This is a genomic window from Thalassomonas actiniarum, from assembly GCF_000948975.2.
Taxonomy (GTDB): Bacteria; Pseudomonadota; Gammaproteobacteria; order Enterobacterales; family Alteromonadaceae; genus Thalassomonas; species Thalassomonas actiniarum.
Genome location: NZ_CP059735.1, coordinates 3,541,624 through 3,560,533 on the forward strand (window position 1 = coordinate 3,541,624; position 18,910 = coordinate 3,560,533).

The window sequence follows — 18,910 nt, forward strand, 5'->3', positions numbered from 1 at the left end:
AATTGCGCACTAATGAAGTGTCAGTGAAACGGCTTCATCGATGAAACTGTCTATGCCCAGATAAGACGCCTGGCGGCTGTCAATATGATAAAAGTCAGGGGATAGTGCCTGGCTATATGCACTTTGCCATTCTATCAGGGCAAAATCATCAATATCTATCCGGGCTTTCTCGCCGTTTTCCAGTACCAGCTCCGCCAGCACCCGGTAACTTCTATAACCCACACGGGGAGAGTTAAATTCCAGCTCAACATGTTGCCAGCCAGGCTCTCCGGTTAAGGCCACACTGCCGATCAGGTGTTTTTTCCCGTGCTTAAAAGCATCAAACAGCTTCTGGGATTTCTTGCGCCCCTGCCAGTAAAAATTCACTTTCACCGCCTTGTCGATGTTAAATTTTGCGGTGACAGTCATCATGCTGCCGCCCTTATACACCCTTCTAAAACTCTGCATGCCGAAAAGGCTCGGTTTTTCTTTGCTTAACGCCAGCGACAAACTTCTTGAGCCGCTGGCGCCAAAGTCATTCACCGCCATGGCGGTGCGATCAAACAACCAGCCGCGCTCCGGGCTGTTAAAAGTGGCAAAGCTTTCAAAATCGCTGCCATTGATTAAGTTAGTGCCCAGACGATAAGCCGCCCCTTTATCCGGCAAGTTAATCGCCGCGAGCTGTTGCTGCCAGGGCAAATGATACAGGCTTGCCACCCTGGCGCCTTTATCAAATAAAAGCTGATGTATTTTTTTTTGCGTATTTTCAGGCTGTTCAGTGGCAATTTTCGATAACAGGGTATTCGTTATCACCCCATGACCGCCGGATTGGCCAATATGGGTGCCACGAAGCTTTGATAATTGGCGCAGGCGCTTCATAACGGTATAACGTTGCATCCCGGTGGCAGGTGTCGGCTTATAGCCTTTAACATAAACCGGCACTATCTCTGCCCGGTGAAATTTGCCGCTATCGAGCCAGACATATAGAAGAAAGCTGTGTTGGGTGGCGCTGAAGTTCTGATCAAAAACAAAATTGCCCATGGAATAGGCGATAAGCTTGTTATTATACAGCTCCAGCCCCTGGCTGACATGGGGATGATGGGCTATGGCCAGTGCAGCACCGGCATCAAGGGACGACTTTAACCTTTGCTCGGTCACCCCGGTCGGGCCGTCGGCATATTCCTTACTGCCGTGATATTGCACGATTGTGATCCGGTTTTGTTCAACTTCCCCCGCCACTGAGCTCAGCATATTCGCCATAGAGCCATATGCGGCGCCGCCGTGCTGATGAGTGGCCGTTTGTGTCGGTTTGCCACTGCCTTCCCAGCCGACATAACCCAACATGGAAAAATCCTGCCCCTTAAGCTGCTGCCTGTGGGCCTTTAACGCGGCCTGCTCATTCACACCGGCCCCGGAATATGCCAGCCCGCTTTTATCCAGATAGGCTAAGGTTGAATTTAATCCGGACTCTTTATAGTCATAGGTATGGTTATTGCCCAGGGAGACATAATCTACACCGGCCCAGCTCAGGGCATCAAGCACTTCGGGCCGGGAGTAAAAAGTCACCGATTTGGCCGCCCGCTCCCCCGGCGTTTTCTCGGCGACCTGGGTTTCAAGGTTAACGGCGGCATAATCGGCAAGGCTCATATAAGGCTTGATATGCTCGACAATTGCCCGGCTGTCGGCAAGTTGATGCCCGGGACGGATCAAAACTTCATCGCCGAAATAAGGCTGGTAATAACGCCGTCCCATCATCACATCACCGCCAAACGCCAGCATCACCCGGTTTTTAACCCGGGACACCAAACTGATGCCGTTAAGCAGGGAAACCGCATTTTGCTCCAGTTCATAATGGCTAAAAGTTTGAACTAAAGGAAAATAATCTGGGTGCGAGAACCTGATCTGATAGCTCTGGGCAACGCCGGGATTGAGGGTAAAAGTACCGTCTGCGCCGCTTATGCCCTGTATTTCAAGTATTGAGACCTTCACCCCGGCTACCGGCCTGGCTTGCTCGTCAACCAGGCTGCCCGCCAGGGTAAAACCAACCTCTCCTTTGCCCATGGCAAAACTGTTGGCACTTAAGCCCGGCTGCAAAGCCAGTAAACAAGCTATTAGAAAATACCGCATTATCATTCCTGTCGTTCATTTTTACTGCCAGTATATCGTTTTTACCTGCCCGGCTTTTATTCCTATCGCTAGCTAGTCCATAACTTGAGGGTATAGCTAAAGCCACAAAGAAATGAATCGCAGCCAGGGCTTACGGCCGGACTTATGCAAAAAATCAGCCTTAAATCCAGATAACAACTTGCAACAAATTGTATACTGTATAATATAAAAGCAAGTGCGGTTTAACATAATAATAACAATAAACAGAGGGAGCAGCGGATGAGCAGTGCCGAGCAACTATTACAGTTTAATGAGTCTATTCGGGCTGAGCCGCTATTGCCGTTCACTATAACACCTGTAAAACCGGTAGAGACATTAACGGCTAAAGAGCTGTTTTTCATTCATCAGCTGGATAAAATCACTGCCGAGCATCACCACGATCTGCTTTTTAACAGCTCGGTTGCCGCCAAGTTGCTCGCCACCAGCCAGCGCCAGCTGCACAGAAAACTGACTCAGCTGTTTCAGAAAAACTTTACCCAATACCTGGGACAGTATCGGTTGGCGCGCGCACTGCCGCTGTTAAAAACCGGCCTGCAAATCGTGCTGATATGCGACATGGTCGGCTTTTCCTCCCCTTCTTATTTTGCCAAATGCTTCAAGAAAACCTATGGCATAACCCCTAAACAGTTCCAACAGGGCAAACGATAAAAAATGGCCAATCCGTGATATTTTTTGGCGAACCTGTTTTATCGCCCGCAGGAAAAAATCAGTAGACTGATGGGGTCTGCAAGGCTTTGCAGCTAAATGTAGAACTGTCACTACCTGTAATTAAAAGGATAAAAAAATGAACTCAGCAACAATAAGAAAAACATTATTAGCCCTTAGCCTGGGACTGGGATTAAGCGGCCTGGCATCAAACATTGCCATTGCCGGACCAGGCGAAAGAGAGTGCCAGACCCTGGAGCAAAGATGCCTTCAAGGTGATGCCGCTGCCTGTGATACCCATGACCGTTTATGCTGGCGCTGGGGTCCGCTTTAAACCGGCTCTGAAAACAAAAGGAAATCTTGACGTTTTTCTTTTCTATAAAATTAACAAGGAATTTTTATGAAATTAGCAAATATCAAAAAAATATTTCTGGCACTTAGTCTGGGATTTGGCCTGAGCGGCTTTGCTTCTGTGACTGCCGTTGCCGGCCCCGCGTTAACCTGCAATGAGATGGAAGAGCAGTGCCGCTTGGGTGATCGCTACGCCTGTATTCAGCTTGAGTTCTACTGTGGTATCGGCGCTCCCTAACCCCGAAAGCGCCTGTTGGGCCTGCAGATAACGCGCGGCATAATGCTCATTTGCATTTACTGCCGCGGGTTAACTGCTTGCCCAAACACCTGCTCCCCTTCCCCGATCAGTTTCTGATAATGTGATGGTTATTCTGTTCATCCCTGAGCACATCATTATTCAGATAATGGATAAACTTGGCTGCGCCATACTGATTTGGCTGGCCGTCATTGATCATGGTATTTCCCCAAACGAGATTAGCACCATAGGTTAAACGCACATAACTGCGGATCCCTTCCTCGGTAGAATCAATAATGGTGTTGTTTATATACTGGTGCGGTAAACCCGCCTGCCCCATTTGTGTGCCTTCCGCAGGACGGTTATCGGCAAAAATACCATAGCTGCCCGCGTTTATAATGGTGTTGTTTTTAATGCGGATATCCTGGCCAATAGCAATAACGCCGTTCCCTGAGCCGGTATTGATCACGTTATTTTCTAAAACAACCTGGTTGCCGCCGATTTGGATGCCGTTGTTCTGGTAGACGGCAAAAGGATCCTGCCCGTATAACGACACCTGGTTGTCACTGATCAGGGTGTCCCGGCTTAAGGCGTTGGCCTGAATACCTTCCGACGCAGTATTGTGCACCAGGTTATGCTGGACACGCAGGCCCTGTAAATCATGGGGGTAAACCTTTTGCTCGACGCCATCACACACCAGGGTACGATAATGGCCGGTGTAGCCTAAATACATGCCTTCCCCCCTTTGGGTATTGTGGATCCAGTTATGGTGTATGTTGAGGTTGGCTAATGTGAAGTTGCCTGCCTGGGTGTCTGACTCACAAGTAGGATCTGTTTTCGCCATGATACCGGCAAAGTCAGCCTGATAGATTTCAATATTATTGACTTCAATATCAGTCGAGCGCTTCTCGATGCCGAGTGTACCGCCAAGGCGAAGTCCGTAATGGTTATCAGCATCACCTGTGCCGGATAAGTTAACATGGCTCGACTGTTGGATGCTGATGGCATAATGATAAGGAATGGTTTCAACCACCCCACCACAGTTTTTTACCACGACAGGTTCGCTTGCCGTGCCATGAATATTGCTTAATTTCATCGGACCGCGCTGACCGGCTGCCAGGCACAAGGTTTGTCCGGGCATAATGCCCTGCGCTGCGCCGTCAAAAGCATAATGGCTGGAAGGCAGGGTGAAATCACAACCACAGTCTTCATTGGCTATTACCCCGCCTGAGAGCAAGCTTGATGTGATCAGCACAGTGATTAATTTATATTGCATCATGTTATTCCTTTAAGCATATCTCTTGGTTTGATCGGGATTAATCAAGATAAGAGGACAAAGTGCCAAAAGTCTAAATGAATCTTGCACGTAAACAAGTTTGCCAGCCCCCCTAACTGGGGGGGAACAGTGAAAAACGCCAGATGATGGAATTAAAAGAGATGGGGCTGAGCTATCCTGTGCGTGTAAAATGTCGCACAGGAGAGCAGCGGTTTAATCAACAAAGCATACGGTAGGCATAGGCAAAGCTCCCCAAGGCAGGCACAGGCTAATTACTTACTTTTGCGATAAACCCCAAAATGCACAAAGTCATACTCACTACGTTTACCGGGGCGCACTTTTCTCGGCACCACATGTTTTACCGGCGGCAGCGACAATAAATAAGCCGCTATAGCGATGGCATCATCGTCCGTTATTTTCGCATAAGCCGGCCAGGGCATCACAGATAAGGTATGCTGGCCATATTGATTCACCCCGGTGCGCAACATTTCAATAATATCGCTCTCGTTCCAAAGCCCGATGCCGGTTTCGGGATCTGAGGTCAGGTTACCGGGAAAAACCACGCCGGGATTGCTTTGTGTCAAAGGATCAGAGAATGCAATGCCGGTTCGGGATCCCGCCAGCAAGCGGTGAAGGTTGGGAGAGCCCACCAGCGCACCGTCGGTATGGCAGGTGCTACATCCCAGTAACTCAACCAAATATTTGCCGTGCGCAACCTGGTCTTTGGAGTAATAACGCTCGGTCAGCACCACAGGTTCCGGCGCGGAAAGCATAGTGGAAGGTTCAAGTAACTCATAATCGGGTTTGTCGGTACCCGTAGTGGTACAGGCAGCAATTAAGCCAAACAGCACAAAAAGAAACACATCTGCGGCGGTTCTGCCGACAGACAATTGAGGGGGAGCAATGGCGACTCTAGAATTCATGGTTATCTCCGTTACCAAAAATAATGACGAGTAAAACAAAGCTAGTCATTAACATGTTCCGGTTCAAACCTGTTGCATCAAATAAAGAGAGTTTTCATTATTTAATTGTTTTATATCAAATTTGCTCGTCAATTCGACAAATATGATTTTTGAAGTTTACCTCTGAAGATCAGTCATCATATTTTTCAAGCAGTTCATGATATGTCATCCCCAAATGTTTTTGGTAAATACCATCAATACTGCCGTCATTTAACATATTCATAAATGCCCTTCTGAAATCAGTGTGTTGCGCTAAATGCTGCTTGCCAAAACTCAGCGTCAAAAACCTGATTTTCATGGCCGGCCCTAGCGCACTCAACTTTAGCTGATGTCTGTTCACTAAAAAGGTACTGCTTATTACGTCCCCGAAAAAAGCTTGTAGCCTGCCCTTGGCTAACATTTTTAAGCCCTGCAAATCATCTAAAACATCATACTTCTCTCCAAAGCCCTGATATTCTATAAAGTCTTTAGGATAGCCATAATCTCGTACATAACCAACGGATTGATTTTCAAATTGCACATAGCCCTTGAAATCGCCAAATTGGCTGTCCTGATGAACCCAAAAAATCAATATCCATAAAACCGGACCTCGTTCAATATGCAGAGAATTTGGAATTGAAACATCCCCGTCGACTAAAAGATCAACTTTACCGGCTAAAAACTCGGCCTTGCACCGGGCCCAGGGCATTTTGCTGTAACTCACCTTGATATTGGCCCGTTGCAATATGGCGTTATAGATTTCTATTGAGATCCCGGCGGGCTTACCGTCCACTTGATAGCTGTAGGGAGGCCAGTCTGCGTAACATGCTGATAGAGAGTTACTTTTTCCAATGACTGAGCAAGAGGCCACCATTAACAATACGTAGAGCAATAATCGCGGGTGCATATGAATGAAATTTTCATTGAATGGTAAATAAATACTAAAACAAGCAAGAGTATAGCTCATTTCAGATGTCAGTTATCTGCTCTGCTAAATGGCCAAATCCCCCCCTTACCGGGCTTAAGTGAGATTAACATTAACTATCAGTAGCCACATCAGACAACGCTTATGCATTCAGTTTGCACACAACCCCCACTGACCATACATTTCCCTTTCACTTGCATTGCCGATATTGGTTCTGTTTTGCTTTCACCATAACACTGCTCACTTAACAGTTTTTCGCTGCAAAATAAGGTGTCCACACCGCTTGCCCGTTACTCGCGAAGATAAGTTGGATTTATTCATAATCAGCGCTATTGTTACAGCGTAGCTAAATTTATCACCGTTAGATTTTAAATAAGTAGTCGTGAAAATGAATACGGTAAATGCTCTTAATGAACGCTGTTAGGGGGAACAGCTATGCGCACTATCTATTTGATACTACTAATGTGCTTATTTTCAGGCTGTGCGGTCAAACCCGAATACACGCTGCAAAAAGCTACAGGTATAGAGATTGGACTCAGCAAAGAAACAAACGAAATATTCAGGCTGATAGACAGAAAAAATCACCTTATTGCCAAAACAAAAGCAACAGGGAAAACACTTTTTTTCTCATTACCTACACATACTTCACCAAGCCTCTGTTACGCCATTATCAATAATAAAGGCGAGCCTTTATTTGATAAAAACAAGGGCATAAAAATAACCTCCGTTTATCACTATCAACAAAAAAAGATACAACGCAATATTGCCCAGCAAAAATATAACAGCTGCGCACGAAATGAAAAGCCTTATGCCGCCAGGGTAAATAAGACATGGGCAACGCTTAACAAAAACAAGCTTTTTAATGGCCGTACCTGTAATTTGCCTGCGCAGCGTGCCGTACCTCCTTTTCCAAAAACGATTTGCGGCAGTTATACTCAATGCCAAAAATTAGCCCAGGACTCATGTATAAAAAACCTGGTGGATGCGGAAACATGCGCATTGACCCTGGCCAAAACCAAGGTACACAGCTCAATTACCAGTGTCAGTTGCGGGGCATTGCTATCGTCACTTAATGGCGAAAAATATGGCATTGGCGCAGGCCTGCAAGATGCTATTACCGGCTATCTCGACCAACATACAAAAAATATGATTGATTCAGGTGAATACGGAAAAGCATTTGCTACCGGCGCGTTGAGAGTTTTATTTACCTATATGCGTACAGAGTCTTGCAAAACAAACTTTACCGATGCCGCCTATGCGCCTATTAAAAGGTGGAAGCAGAGAAAAGCCTATATAGAAAACGAGCCTTATCAGGCCCAAAAGCAATGTAATACCCTGATACATCATTATAATTCGGCATTTGATACATCTGAGAACAATAAATCATGTATGAAAAAGCAACAGGAACAACTGGTTTATTTAACCAAGTGGATAGATAAAGAAAAAAAAGCCAGCTCTGTGCCCAAAACCTGCACTTTCAGGTAAAGTTGATAATAGGAAAAACTTCCCGCTATAAATGTCAGCTTGACCGTCGCCAGAAACGCCACCACCTCATAAGATTTGGGCTTAACTTTTCACTGGCGCCCGTTTGAAGGTGCCCGTTTTTGACTTGATTAACTTCCTAAAACAGATCTACTGTCCACTTTTCTTGCGCCAATAAAGTATCAACAAACTTTCTGATTTTTGGCATTTTCACCATGTCACGATGTACCAGCGCCCAAACGGGTATGCTCCATTCCTCACCAAGAGACAGTGCCACTAAATCTCGGTTATTATTGATGGTTTCCTGAGGCAAAACACCAATACCACAACCGGTAAATAAGGCATGCGTTAAGATCTGCTGGCTGGAAGCTGACACAACAATATTTTCTTCAGGCACATGATGATAAATCCATTCGTTCCACAGCAAATGTTCGGGCCTGTCTTTTAAAGCAATAAATTTATGCTGAGCAAGTTCCCGTTCATTGGGCATACCGAAATCTTCTATATAGTTTTTACTTGCACACAAGCCCAGTTTAATTTCTGACAGCGAAAATGGCACATTATCCGGGGTCTCAGGCTTGCTCCCGACACGAACCGCCAGGTCAGCTTCGCCATATTCGAGATTAAAATTTCTGAGATCGCCAATAATATCAATCCGCATTTTAGGATGTTGGCATTGATACTGTTTAATGGAAGGCATTAGCATACCGGCGATCTCAGCCACACAGGTGATGGTGATTTTACCTGCCAAGGTTTGCTCTTTAGTTTTTAAACGCGCCGTTAACTGAGAGAACTGGCTATCGGTCACTTCTCCTAAGCGCATAATTTCCAACCCGGCTTCGGTGGGGATATAACCTTTGTCATTGCGTTGAAACAATGTGACGCCTAAATTCTCTTCCAGGGCATCAACGTGTCGCATAACCGTAGAGCGATGAACGCTCAACGCCTGCGCGGTCGCACTAAGCGTTTTTAACTGGGCTAACTTATAAGCCGTTCTAAGTTCATTCCATTTATCCATCACCATCTCTGCAAAAATGCACACCTGCATCGCATATTCGCTCATTTACCGCAAAAATGCTACCGACTAATATACCGCAAAATGGTTTTAAGCGTAGAGGTAAGAAATGAAAACAGAAGTATTGATTATTGGCGGTGGCTTTGCAGGCGCTTCCGTAGCCCAGGCATTAGAAAAATCAGGCGTAAAAACAACCCTCATTGACAAAAAAGATTATTTTGAAGTTACCTTTGCTACCCTGCGCAATATTACCGATCCGCGAAAAACACAAAACAGAGCAAGAAAAAAATACCGAGACTTTCTTACCGGCCAATTTATTCAAAGCAGCGTAGTAGAACTAACGCCAGACACAGCAACATTAGTCGATGGCACCGAAATACAGTTTCAGCGCGCGATTATCGCTTCAGGCACCCGCTATCCGGGTATGTCGGTAGCGAAACCTGATACGGCCATGGATATTAATTCACGTAATAATGAGCTGCTAGATGTTTATCAGCAGCTAAAAATGACTAAAAAGGTATTGGTTATCGGCGGAGGCATTGTCGGGGTGGAACTTGCCGGTGAAATCGCATATGCCATGCCGAATATAGAGTTAACCTTGGCTCACAACAGCAATGCGCTGCTAAACGGCTTTAAAGAAAAAACCCAAAGAAAATCGTTAGAGCAACTTCAAAACCTTGGCGTAAAGGTAATGTTTAATGCCCGGTATACAAAAGTTGGTGATAGCTATATTGATGAAAATACCGGAGTTGCGAGTGATGCAAATCTGGTTTTTCAAGCAACAGGCACCCTGCCCAATAACGAATTTATAAAGCCCCGATTAGCCCACATTTTAAATGATCATGGCTATGTTAAGGTCAATGAAAAGCTAGAGGTTATAGGCCAGGAGACCTTATATGCCTTAGGAGATATCGCTGATGTCGGTGAAGCAAAGTTAGGCTACCTTGCCCATGAACAAGGCAATTATCTGGCAAAAGTGATTGTTAACACCCTCAAGGGAAAGTCATATAAGGGCTATAAACGCAACCCATTAATGGCATTGATACCAACGGGACAAAAAAGTGGTGTTTTTCAGCTGCCCTTTGCCGTGACAACCTTAAACTTTTTAATTGGCATTAAGCAAAAGGATTTATTTATTAGTAAAATTTACAAGGGGCTTGGCTCTGAGCCGAATCCTCATTAATGACTCCGTTTATTTCAAAAAACATGTTCGCAGCTACAAGTGGCAAAATAGTGATGCTAACCCCCAGTTAGAGTAGCGTAGCTAGTTTGACTAATGTAGGTAACATCATAACGCATATTTCAAAGTAGCTGCTGCAGCCACTCAGACTTCAAAGATATTTCTATCAGTAGCGTCCTATACGGACGCTTAAACTAATCGGCATAAACAAAGGTAAATGACCTACGACTCAAATCCCCCTTCCATTTTATGGCATGATTAGTCGCCAACCACACTAAAAATCTGTTATATAAAGCGATTATTTCACTATAAAAAGATATGATGCACACTTTTATATTCACAAATTAGATAGCCTAGCTGAATACGAATTGATATCTATAGTTCGGTACTAAGTTTATTTTTAATTTCTTCTATCCTCCTATCAATCCGGGAAGCGATCTGGACATGCCATTGAGCAACATCTTCAAAAAGATCACAATAAGCATCAATAGACTTAAAGCTTTCATCATCATCCCTAATTTCTATTTGTACTTTCATAATGTTTTCATTACGAAAATATAAATCATTCCAATCTTTTACTCTATATACACCAGTAATAGCTTGCTTGAGTTCAGGACTCCCAAATTCTAACCTAGGCTTTAAAAAGCTTACCATTAAGTATTCACAAGAAGCATTGTGTCTATACTGACTAATTCTGTACCTTTTTAACTCTTCAAAATCGTGCTTAACAAAACTGGCCTCATCGAAAGCAGCTTCTAATTCCGACCATAGAGCGCTGCTTTGACTTGAATATTTATGTATGAAATTACTGAATTCTTTTGGATCCGTTTTTTTATAATGTTCTAAATCAGAAACTAACTCTGAATAAGTAAAACTATGATACTTATGAGCTTCATTAATAAAATGTCTGTAATAAGTCATAAGTGCGACCTTAATTTTTTTCGCCTCCTTCAACTCAACATCCAATGCCATCTGATGTTTCCACGTTTTAGAGGCTCGCTCTGAAACTTCCGCACTTTTCGCTGCTTGTTTTGCTGCGTAAGCAGTAGCTAAAGCTGCTCCCCCAGTAAAGATAGCAATAAAAAAGTTTAATTTTTCAGATGTGTTTAGGCCCCAAAAAGTTAAGACAGTTAACAATAAAAAAAATATCGTTAATGTTGTTGCTAAAGTTGCAGCACGCCAAATTAGTTTATTCCAGTCCATTCTACTGTTTTTGTTGAAAAAATAACTTCGCCACTATAACAATAAAAATACTCAAGAACAAAACACCTACAAAGCTGGACAGCCAAGAATTGAATTACTTGCCACTTACACGAAAATAGCTTAATGAAGGTGCAGTACGCTGGCATATTGAACATAATTATGGGCACCCAAACATTGCGTTATAAGACTTATGTACAATCACCGCAATGCTCTTTATGCGGGAAATGCCAATAGCTATGCAGGTGAACGAATGTTTGATTGTGCTGCGCTTGATTGTTCGATGAACCCGTCGGATAGCACGTCCAGACTAACTTGTGAAGCTCTTCTGTGTCATCATGCCTTACGAGAATTACCCAAGTATAACCTGATTGGGATTTTCCAAACGCCAGTTCATCAAGTCCACGAGCTTCTAGTTGTCGTCTTAATTGTACGACCTCATCTCGGGAACGCTGGTTGGCATCATTAAATGGTTCTCCATCCTCGGGATCGTATCCATCGTTTCCAAATATTACTGTAATGCCAGGGCACCAACATATTGCACCTCGATGGGCAGAGAAATGATGATTGTAAAGGTAATTTGCGGCCGCATCTGCTTCTGATTCCCATGAAAAAAAATACTTGTTGCGCACCTTTTCATGTTGTTGGAGAAGCTCTATGAGATCCGATTTATTCCAAAATGCTGCTTTGCGAACGTCAGCAGGAGCTTTTGTCATTGCAGCCAGCTGATCTTTAACAGTTTCGCTAACTGTGCTGCTGGTGATCAAAAGATATTTATTTGCACCGTGGATTTGCATTTTTGCATACCAATTGCCTATATCGGTTTCACGCACAGAGCGCCCACTCAATGAAAAGTGTTTACATTCAACGAGATACACTTCTCTCTCGACTATCCCCATGTCATCAGTCGTATCACGAACAGCAATTATATCCTTTCCACGATCTGGACCACGTGCTGAACGAGAGGATATAGTGAAGCCTTTCAATACGAGTAAATCCTCGGCAATAGATTCAAGGTCTTCGTACGAGATTTGGGAAAAATCAATTTTCATAGAGTAGGTCCAATGGTATTAGATAAAAATATTTTACCTATACTTTGTAAGGTATAGATAATACATTTAGAGCTATAGATATTACCTGCCTGCTTTTTGTCAGTTTAGGTATGCCTCGATTTATCAATTTGTCAGATTAAATTTAAATAAATCTAAGTTTATTTTTTGTTGGCCACAATTCTGGACACCCAAAAATCAGATACAATCCTGGCTGAAATTTATTACCTCATTTCAGGTAATAAATGACCTAGTAAAACACAAAGGATTCTAGTGACTTGCAGTTGTACAGAACTCCATACAATAGTGAAAAATAGGCCTAAAACAATATACAAACATAACCTGACTTATTTTGTGAATTGGTCTTTTATTAATAGTGCTATCCAAGCCAAAAAGGAGAGCGCTATTTCAATACACCTTATCTGTTAACCGCTGCACTAAAAGTAGCAAGCAAAGTCGCAACCCCTGAGTGCTGTCACACCCAGAGGTCGCTAACCACAACGAACTTACTCGGAGAACGTCATGGCTGAATATCATCATACGTCAGAGCCAGGCTCGGCAAAAGTAAAATATCCCATTTATCGGCAACTTACCGTGCAGGAAACCATTTGTGGCACGGCAGCGAAAAGCCGCGGCATAGGTATTAACTATGTGCCGGTAAAGCTTGAACCTTGTATTGTGCTCAGGGGAAAGTGGCTCAAACTAGCTGGTTTTCCCATTGGAGAAAAAACCTCTATTACGGTAAATCAGGGAGAAATAGTCATCACACCTAAGCAATCTGAGGTCACGGTCGATACTAACCGGGCTACTGAGGGCTAGTGTCGTAAAGGAAAAGCTAAGCTGTTGTGCTAAAAGGAGGCGCAACAGCTTGTATGGCCGAGATGCAATGTTGAACATCTGCAATTCAATAGTATTTAGTTAATCAAATAGACTTAACGCATCAAAAATAACCAATAAGATCATAATGGTACCAGAAAGAGTTAACAGCCAATAAAATATTGCAGCTAATACCCTATCTATCTTGGTCGTATGTTTATACAGTATTTCTGAATTTGCATATAGTGATGACAATGAACTGGTTTCTAGTTTGCGCCGCCAGCTTCTTGGAATTGATAATGCTTGTGCAACATTAATAATATCCCAGCCACTCGCATACTCTACTCCTAATATATTTTTTGTTTCACTATTTTTTCTAAGCCTTTTTACGGTCACTTGACCGAAAATAATGTACAAGATCATAGAAATAAAGCAGCCAGCCAGTCCAAATGAAAACATTAAAGATTCAAATTCACTCATATGCCTAACCATGCCATTATTTGATCATACTGAGAACCAGCATTTCTTTTGGTATAACTATTTACCCCCATAGAAACTGCGGCGGCCGTAAGCTTAGTGATGTTGCGGCTGCTAATTGCTTTTCCTGCCTAATTCATTTTCTACAGCTTCCTTTGCTTCTTGAATATCAGTAAAAAAGTCCCGTTGGTATTGCACGAATGCCGCATACTTCTTCCCCGAAAGTAGATAAATTGCCGCAAATAATATCAATATATCGATAAAACAGAAGATTAAGGCTGCATTTGTGCTTTGTAGCAATAATGCAGGCAAACAAATAACGACTAAAGTTATCGCGTAATATTTCAGCACCTTAGCACCAATAAATGAGCCTTTAATCACTCGAAAATTTGTAATACTGAAAAAGATCACGAGCGCGGCAAGTAAACCAAGGCTCCACTGTGCAGATAATTTATAGTAGGTATTGATAATAATCGATAAAGAAATCCCCGTACCGGCAATAAGCAGCATAGTGGTCAATAGAAAAAGGCCAATGTTTTTTCTCGGCGGCAGTAAACCAACTATTTCATTGTCTTTATATTCTGACATTACTGCTCCAACTCCTCATAAATACCAATGGCAAGCGAATTAACATTACCTGATACGGCACTGCCAACAAAACTCATGGTTGCACCTATAGCATCTTTAAGCTGTAATTGCAGCGAATTGGTAATTTGTATAGCGGCATAGCGTTTGGGATAAACACCACTTCGCACTAAACCTTTAAGTAGCTTATTTGAAATACCGGGTTGATTCATCCTGATAGCCTCATGGGTAAGGCGTTTCCTCTCAGCCCTGGACAAGCCTTTTAAAATTTCAGCATAAGACTTTCCACTACTAAGGTGTAATAATTTTACTGTTTTTATTGTCACAGCAGCCGCTGCCGCAGCACCGGCAACAGAAATAACATCAAGAGCGATTGATGCATTTTGATACCACTCTTGTGAATCGAGAAAATCATTTTGCTCTTGATCAAATATTTCATTACCTGTCCTATAAAGGCCATTTGCGCATTGTAATGAACTCGCGACACTAGCCGATACGGCAAGATAGGTTACCGCCCCGCTCGCCCCGCCTGTTAACGGTATAGCACCTGCACTGCCAAGCACCACAAACCATCCAAGAAATGCTGCGCCACAACTCAGTACCGTACCTGCCACTTCTTTTATCAGTTCAGATTCCCTTACATTTCCCTGACTGTATTTTAAATGAGAAGAAAACTGCACTTGACTCATGTCTTTAGGAGGTTCCCGTAAAACAACCTTAACAGGATTCACGCGGCATACAGGATTAAAAGGTCTAAGTTCAACAATATTGAGAGCACTATCAATATAAATAACAGCAGCACCATGAAGTTCATGGATACTATCGATTTCTTTGAATAATTTGTTTTGATCTATCTGAAGTGCAAGTTTATCTTTGAGCAGTCGTTCGTTATAACTTGGGTTGATATGAATATTCATCAGCAATTCCTTTGCCTTAAAATGGTCATTAAACAAACAGGCTAAATGTTTTTATATGTGATAGCAATGAAATTAAAAGCTGTTGAGGAGTTTTGTGAATATAAGATTAAAGGAAATTCCCTTGCCAACTAATCGTTTGAAAATTGCATATGTGATCTTTTAATGCCCGCATAACAATTCCTTATTGCTTCACAGCTCGTCTGCGGCGATAATCAGCACCATTATTGCCGTGACTATTTTCTAAAAAATAACCACATTGGCCGATCATTTAGCTCACTTTTTACTGCAAACATGATCCCTTAAAAAGAATCAAAAAACCATATGACCTACGACTCAAATACCCCTTCCATCTTGTGGCATGACTATGAAACCTGGGGAGTGTCGCCTAAATACGATAAACCTTCTCAGTTCGCCGGTATCCGCACTGACTTAGATCTCAACATTATCTCCGAACCGGAAGTGTTTTATTGTCAGCCGCCACAAGATTATTTGCCACAACCAGAGGCCTGTTTAGTCACCGGCATCACACCGCAAAAAGCGCAGCGCGAAGGTTTAACCGAGGCGGAGTTTGCCAGTCGTATCCATGCACTTTTCAGCCAGCCCAACACCTGTGTAGCCGGTTATAACAACATTCGCTTTGACGACGAGGTTACGCGTTACATGTTTTACCGTAACTTTTACGACCCCTACGCCCGTGAATGGCAGCACGGCAACAGCCGCTGGGACATTATCGATATGGTACGCGCCTGTTACGCGTTACGCCCTGAGGGCATTAACTGGCCGACAAACGATGAAGGTAAGGTCAGTTTCCGCCTGGAATTACTGACCAAAGCCAACGGCATCAGCCATGAAGCAGCGCATGATGCCATGAGTGATGTTTATGCCACTATCGCCATGGCAAAACTCATTAAAGAGAAGCAGCCGAAACTCTATGACTTTATTTTTAATCTCAAAAATAAACGCCAGGTGGCGGAGCTGATTGATGTTTATAATATGACGCCGATTGTGCACACCTCCAGCCGGATTTCGTCAGAGCATGGCTGCACCAGTTGGTTTGCTCCGGTGAGCTATCACCCTACCAATAAAAATGCCGTTATTGCCGTCGACCTGGCTCAAGATCCCGAGCCGTTATTAAACCTGAGCAGCGAAGATATCAAAGCGCGTTTATACACCAAACGCCAGGATTTGGCCGAAGGCGAATTGCCTATCCCGGTCAAACTTATCCATATCAATAAGTGCCCCGTTGTCTCGCCGGCTAAAACCTTGCTGCCGGAAAATGCCGCCCGCCTGAACATTCCCCGTGAACAGTGTCTGGCAAACTTAACCAAGCTCAAGGGCCATGACGCCTTGCGGGACAAACTCAGCGATGTCTTTATGCCGGATTTTGAGGGTGAAGAAGCGCCGGATGCCGAGCATGCCCTTTACGGCGGTGAGTTTTTCTCCGCCAGCGACAAGGCGCAAATGGAAGTATTACATGCCATGCCGGTGGAGCAATTGGCGGGCCATGATTTCCAGTTCCAGGACCCTCGCCTGCCTACCCTGCTGTTTCGCTATCGCGCCCGCAATTTCCCGTTAACCCTAACCAGCGAAGAGTTGCAAAAATGGCAGCAGTACAGCAGCAATAAACTGCAATACGGCGGCCAGGGTATTTTAAGCCTGGACGAGTATATGATGAAGCTGGAAAACCTGGCAATGGAGCATGAGAATAACCCGGAAAAAATGGCGGTGCTAAAAGCCCTGTTCCAGTACGTACAGAGCTAGTACCGAAATCAAGAATAGCAAAATACCAGTGCGCTTGTTTGTTACCTTGATGGCAAACAAGGCCTGCACCCGAACAAAACAGCAAATTCGTCTTAGCAAGGATTTATAAAACAATGAAAAAAGTCGCTTTTATCGGTTTAGGTGTCATGGGTTACCCTATGGCTGGCCATTTGCAACAGGCAGGTTATGCGGTCACGGTTTATAACCGTACCCAGGCCAAGGCAAAGCAATGGACAGAGCAATATCAGGGACAAATGGCCCTGACCCCGAAACTGGCCGCTGAAGGCGCTGATATTGTTTTTGTCTGTGTCGGCAATGACGACGACCTGCGCTCTGTGGTTTTGGGGGAAGATGGCGCTTTTTCAGGCATGAGCAAAGGCACTATTTTAGTCGATCATACTACCGCTTCCGCCGATGTTGCCCGCCAGCTGGCCGAGCAGGCAAAGTTATCAGGCCTGGCTTTTCTCGATGCCCCGGTATCCGGCGGCGAAGCAGGTGCGGTTAACGGTCAGCTCACCATTATGGTCGGCGGTGATGAAACTCAGTTTGCTAACGTCAACACTGTGATGGATGCCTATGCCAAGTTCAGCAAACTGCTTGGCCCGGTGGGCAGCGGCCAGCTGGCGAAAATGATGAATCAAATCTGTATTGCCGGTGTGGTTCAGGGATTGGCAGAAGCGATACATTTTGGCAGCAATGCCGGTTTGGATGTTGAAGCCGTGATCGAAGTGATCAGCCAAGGCGCCGCCGGCTCCTGGCAGATGAACAACCGCCATAAAACCATGATCAAAGGCGAATACGACTTTGGTTTTGCCGTTGACTGGATGCGTAAAGATCTCGCCATCGCCCTGGACGAAGCCCGTAAAAACGGCTCTACCTTGCCGCTGACGGCTCTGGTGGACCAATTTTATGCCGACGTACAGCAAAGTGGCGGCAACCGCTGGGATACCTCAAGCCTGCTCACCCGGTTACAAAAATAAGCCAACCTGGCGGTAAAGCTGCGGGCGTTCAATAACGGCGTCCGCCACATCTGTTTTATCCGCTACTTTTATTGCAGCCCGGCATTACTCAGGATCTTTTTTAGCCAGGGTTGAAACCTTGCCCGGTTTATCTTGCTCGCGGCAGTGATTAAACTCCTGCGCCCTGTTGGCATACGACAAGCAAAAATCAAATTCCCCCTGGGAGGCCAGTTGTTCACCGTTGTAAAAGGCAAAGATGCTTTTAGATGCTATCTGCTCAGGCTGCGTGTTGTTGCAGGCCATCATCGCGGACAACTTACATTCCTGCATTGACTGCACCGTTTGTATTTTCACGCAGCTAAGCCTGTCTTCGCACGGCTGAAAGCTTATGTTTTTTATACCGCTACAAGGGGTATGGCGATACTGCACCAGGCATTCCGTGGGCTCCTGCCCCTCTTCCATGTTCATCATGGTGATATTGGGGCGCATTTGCGGAATATCTTCGGGAGAATCCTTTTTTTCTTCAAGATAAGACAATACGGCCACGCCTATTTCTTCATCCTTGATCAGCTTGGTATTGATCATAAAAGCCAGGGTTTCCAGACGCTCAGAGGCAACCTCAGATTCCAGTGCTTTCATCACCAGATCCGAATTCAGCTTCTGATCCGCCAGTTGTTTATCCCAATAGCCCTTGATCAGTCCGCCGCCTATGGTGCCCATCAGGGCGATTAAACCGGTAATAAGTAAAGTGCTTATGGTAGATTTCGGCTCTTCAGACATAACCCCTCCCGGTCTTACCCGGCTGAGAAAATACCATAAAAGTTAACGCGTAAATGCCCGAAAACCGCCGTTGAAAAAGCTGCGCCTGATTTCACCATTCATTCCCTGAGTTGCTTTATCTGCAATGTCTGTCCATGAATATTGCACAAGTGTAGTCGAAAATTTTTAAAG

The 18,910-nt window shown here is 44.4% G+C and carries 19 protein-coding genes; 8 read left to right on the plus strand and 11 right to left on the minus strand.

Annotation, left to right across the window (positions count from 1 at the left end; translation table 11 throughout):
- Positions 1 to 9: 9 nt before the first annotated feature.
- Positions 10 to 2,106 carry a CapA family protein gene (locus SG35_RS15450; protein ID WP_044834882.1) on the minus strand — a complete coding sequence of 699 codons (2,097 nt, stop codon included), beginning with the start codon at positions 2,104 to 2,106 and terminating at the stop codon, positions 10 to 12.
- A gap of 258 nt (positions 2,107 to 2,364) precedes the next feature.
- On the opposite strand from SG35_RS15450, the gene SG35_RS15455 reads away from it, so the two are divergent.
- The 3 genes from SG35_RS15455 (at position 2,365) to SG35_RS15465 (ending at position 3,379) form a co-directional block, all read left to right on the plus strand.
- Positions 2,365 to 2,793 carry a helix-turn-helix transcriptional regulator gene (locus SG35_RS15455; RefSeq protein ID WP_044834881.1) on the plus strand — a complete coding sequence of 143 codons (429 nt, stop codon included), beginning with the start codon at positions 2,365 to 2,367 and terminating at the stop codon, positions 2,791 to 2,793.
- 136 nt (positions 2,794 to 2,929) lie between these two features.
- A complete protein-coding gene (locus tag SG35_RS15460; RefSeq protein WP_044834880.1) occupies positions 2,930 to 3,124 on the plus strand; it encodes a hypothetical protein in 195 nt (64 codons plus the stop codon).
- Positions 3,125 to 3,190: 66 nt separating this feature from the next.
- Positions 3,191 to 3,379, plus strand: a complete 189-nt coding sequence (locus SG35_RS15465; RefSeq protein ID WP_044834879.1) for a hypothetical protein — start codon at positions 3,191 to 3,193, stop codon at positions 3,377 to 3,379.
- A 106-nt stretch (positions 3,380 to 3,485) separates the two neighbouring features.
- Here the strand turns inward: SG35_RS15465 and SG35_RS15470 are convergent, their stop codons facing one another.
- From SG35_RS15470 to SG35_RS15480, 3 genes are all read right to left on the minus strand, one after another.
- A complete protein-coding gene (locus SG35_RS15470) occupies positions 3,486 to 4,655 on the minus strand; it encodes a right-handed parallel beta-helix repeat-containing protein (protein WP_152646750.1) in 1,170 nt (389 codons plus the stop codon).
- Between the two features lie 269 nt (positions 4,656 to 4,924).
- A complete protein-coding gene (locus SG35_RS15475; protein ID WP_053043304.1) occupies positions 4,925 to 5,575 on the minus strand; it encodes a c-type cytochrome in 651 nt (216 codons plus the stop codon).
- Positions 5,576 to 5,744: 169 nt separating this feature from the next.
- On the minus strand, positions 5,745 to 6,560 hold the full coding sequence (locus SG35_RS15480; protein WP_084692909.1) for a substrate-binding periplasmic protein: 816 nt from the start codon (positions 6,558 to 6,560) through the stop codon (positions 5,745 to 5,747).
- A gap of 420 nt (positions 6,561 to 6,980) precedes the next feature.
- Between SG35_RS15480 and SG35_RS15485 the strand changes: the two genes are divergently transcribed.
- Positions 6,981 to 8,003 carry a hypothetical protein gene (locus tag SG35_RS15485; RefSeq protein ID WP_044834876.1) on the plus strand — a complete coding sequence of 341 codons (1,023 nt, stop codon included), beginning with the start codon at positions 6,981 to 6,983 and terminating at the stop codon, positions 8,001 to 8,003.
- Positions 8,004 to 8,139: 136 nt separating this feature from the next.
- Here the strand turns inward: SG35_RS15485 and SG35_RS15490 are convergent, their stop codons facing one another.
- Positions 8,140 to 9,063, minus strand: coding sequence for a LysR family transcriptional regulator (locus SG35_RS15490; RefSeq protein ID WP_053043303.1), 924 nt, complete (start codon positions 9,061 to 9,063; stop codon positions 8,140 to 8,142).
- Positions 9,064 to 9,124: 61 nt separating this feature from the next.
- Between SG35_RS15490 and SG35_RS15495 the strand changes: the two genes are divergently transcribed.
- A complete protein-coding gene (locus SG35_RS15495) occupies positions 9,125 to 10,198 on the plus strand; it encodes an NAD(P)/FAD-dependent oxidoreductase (RefSeq protein WP_044834875.1) in 1,074 nt (357 codons plus the stop codon).
- 372 nt (positions 10,199 to 10,570) lie between these two features.
- Here SG35_RS15495 and SG35_RS15500 read toward each other — a convergent pair whose 3' ends face one another.
- Together SG35_RS15500 and SG35_RS15505 are read right to left on the minus strand one after the other, a co-directional pair.
- Positions 10,571 to 11,398, minus strand: coding sequence for a hypothetical protein (locus SG35_RS15500; RefSeq protein ID WP_044834874.1), 828 nt, complete (start codon positions 11,396 to 11,398; stop codon positions 10,571 to 10,573).
- 188 nt (positions 11,399 to 11,586) lie between these two features.
- The gene (locus SG35_RS15505; RefSeq protein ID WP_044834873.1) at positions 11,587 to 12,447 is read right to left on the minus strand and encodes a restriction endonuclease; all 861 of its coding nucleotides are present in this window, start codon (positions 12,445 to 12,447) and stop codon (positions 11,587 to 11,589) included.
- 519 nt (positions 12,448 to 12,966) lie between these two features.
- Here SG35_RS15505 and SG35_RS15510 point away from each other — a divergent pair.
- Positions 12,967 to 13,263 (plus strand): SymE family type I addiction module toxin, encoded by a 297-nt coding sequence (locus SG35_RS15510; RefSeq protein ID WP_044834872.1) that lies wholly within the window; start codon positions 12,967 to 12,969, stop codon positions 13,261 to 13,263.
- Between the two features lie 99 nt (positions 13,264 to 13,362).
- Here the strand turns inward: SG35_RS15510 and SG35_RS15515 are convergent, their stop codons facing one another.
- The 3 genes from SG35_RS15515 to SG35_RS15525 form a co-directional block, all read right to left on the minus strand.
- Complete coding sequence (locus SG35_RS15515; protein WP_044834941.1) at positions 13,363 to 13,740, minus strand: hypothetical protein; 378 nt, start codon at positions 13,738 to 13,740, stop codon at positions 13,363 to 13,365.
- A 111-nt stretch (positions 13,741 to 13,851) separates the two neighbouring features.
- Complete coding sequence (locus SG35_RS15520; RefSeq protein WP_044834871.1) at positions 13,852 to 14,325, minus strand: hypothetical protein; 474 nt, start codon at positions 14,323 to 14,325, stop codon at positions 13,852 to 13,854.
- Positions 14,325 to 15,239 carry an Ssp4 family T6SS effector gene (locus SG35_RS15525; protein WP_044834870.1) on the minus strand — a complete coding sequence of 305 codons (915 nt, stop codon included), beginning with the start codon at positions 15,237 to 15,239 and terminating at the stop codon, positions 14,325 to 14,327. Before SG35_RS15525 ends, SG35_RS15520 begins: the two co-directional genes overlap by 1 nt.
- A 321-nt stretch (positions 15,240 to 15,560) precedes the next feature.
- On the opposite strand from SG35_RS15525, the gene sbcB reads away from it, so the two are divergent.
- Complete coding sequence (sbcB, locus tag SG35_RS15530) at positions 15,561 to 17,000, plus strand: exodeoxyribonuclease I (protein WP_044834869.1); 1,440 nt, start codon at positions 15,561 to 15,563, stop codon at positions 16,998 to 17,000.
- 113 nt (positions 17,001 to 17,113) lie between these two features.
- On the plus strand, positions 17,114 to 17,980 hold the full coding sequence (locus SG35_RS15535; RefSeq protein WP_044834868.1) for an NAD(P)-dependent oxidoreductase: 867 nt from the start codon (positions 17,114 to 17,116) through the stop codon (positions 17,978 to 17,980).
- 84 nt (positions 17,981 to 18,064) lie between these two features.
- Here SG35_RS15535 and SG35_RS15540 read toward each other — a convergent pair whose 3' ends face one another.
- Complete coding sequence (locus SG35_RS15540; protein WP_044834867.1) at positions 18,065 to 18,739, minus strand: hypothetical protein; 675 nt, start codon at positions 18,737 to 18,739, stop codon at positions 18,065 to 18,067.
- Positions 18,740 to 18,910 lie beyond the last annotated feature (171 nt).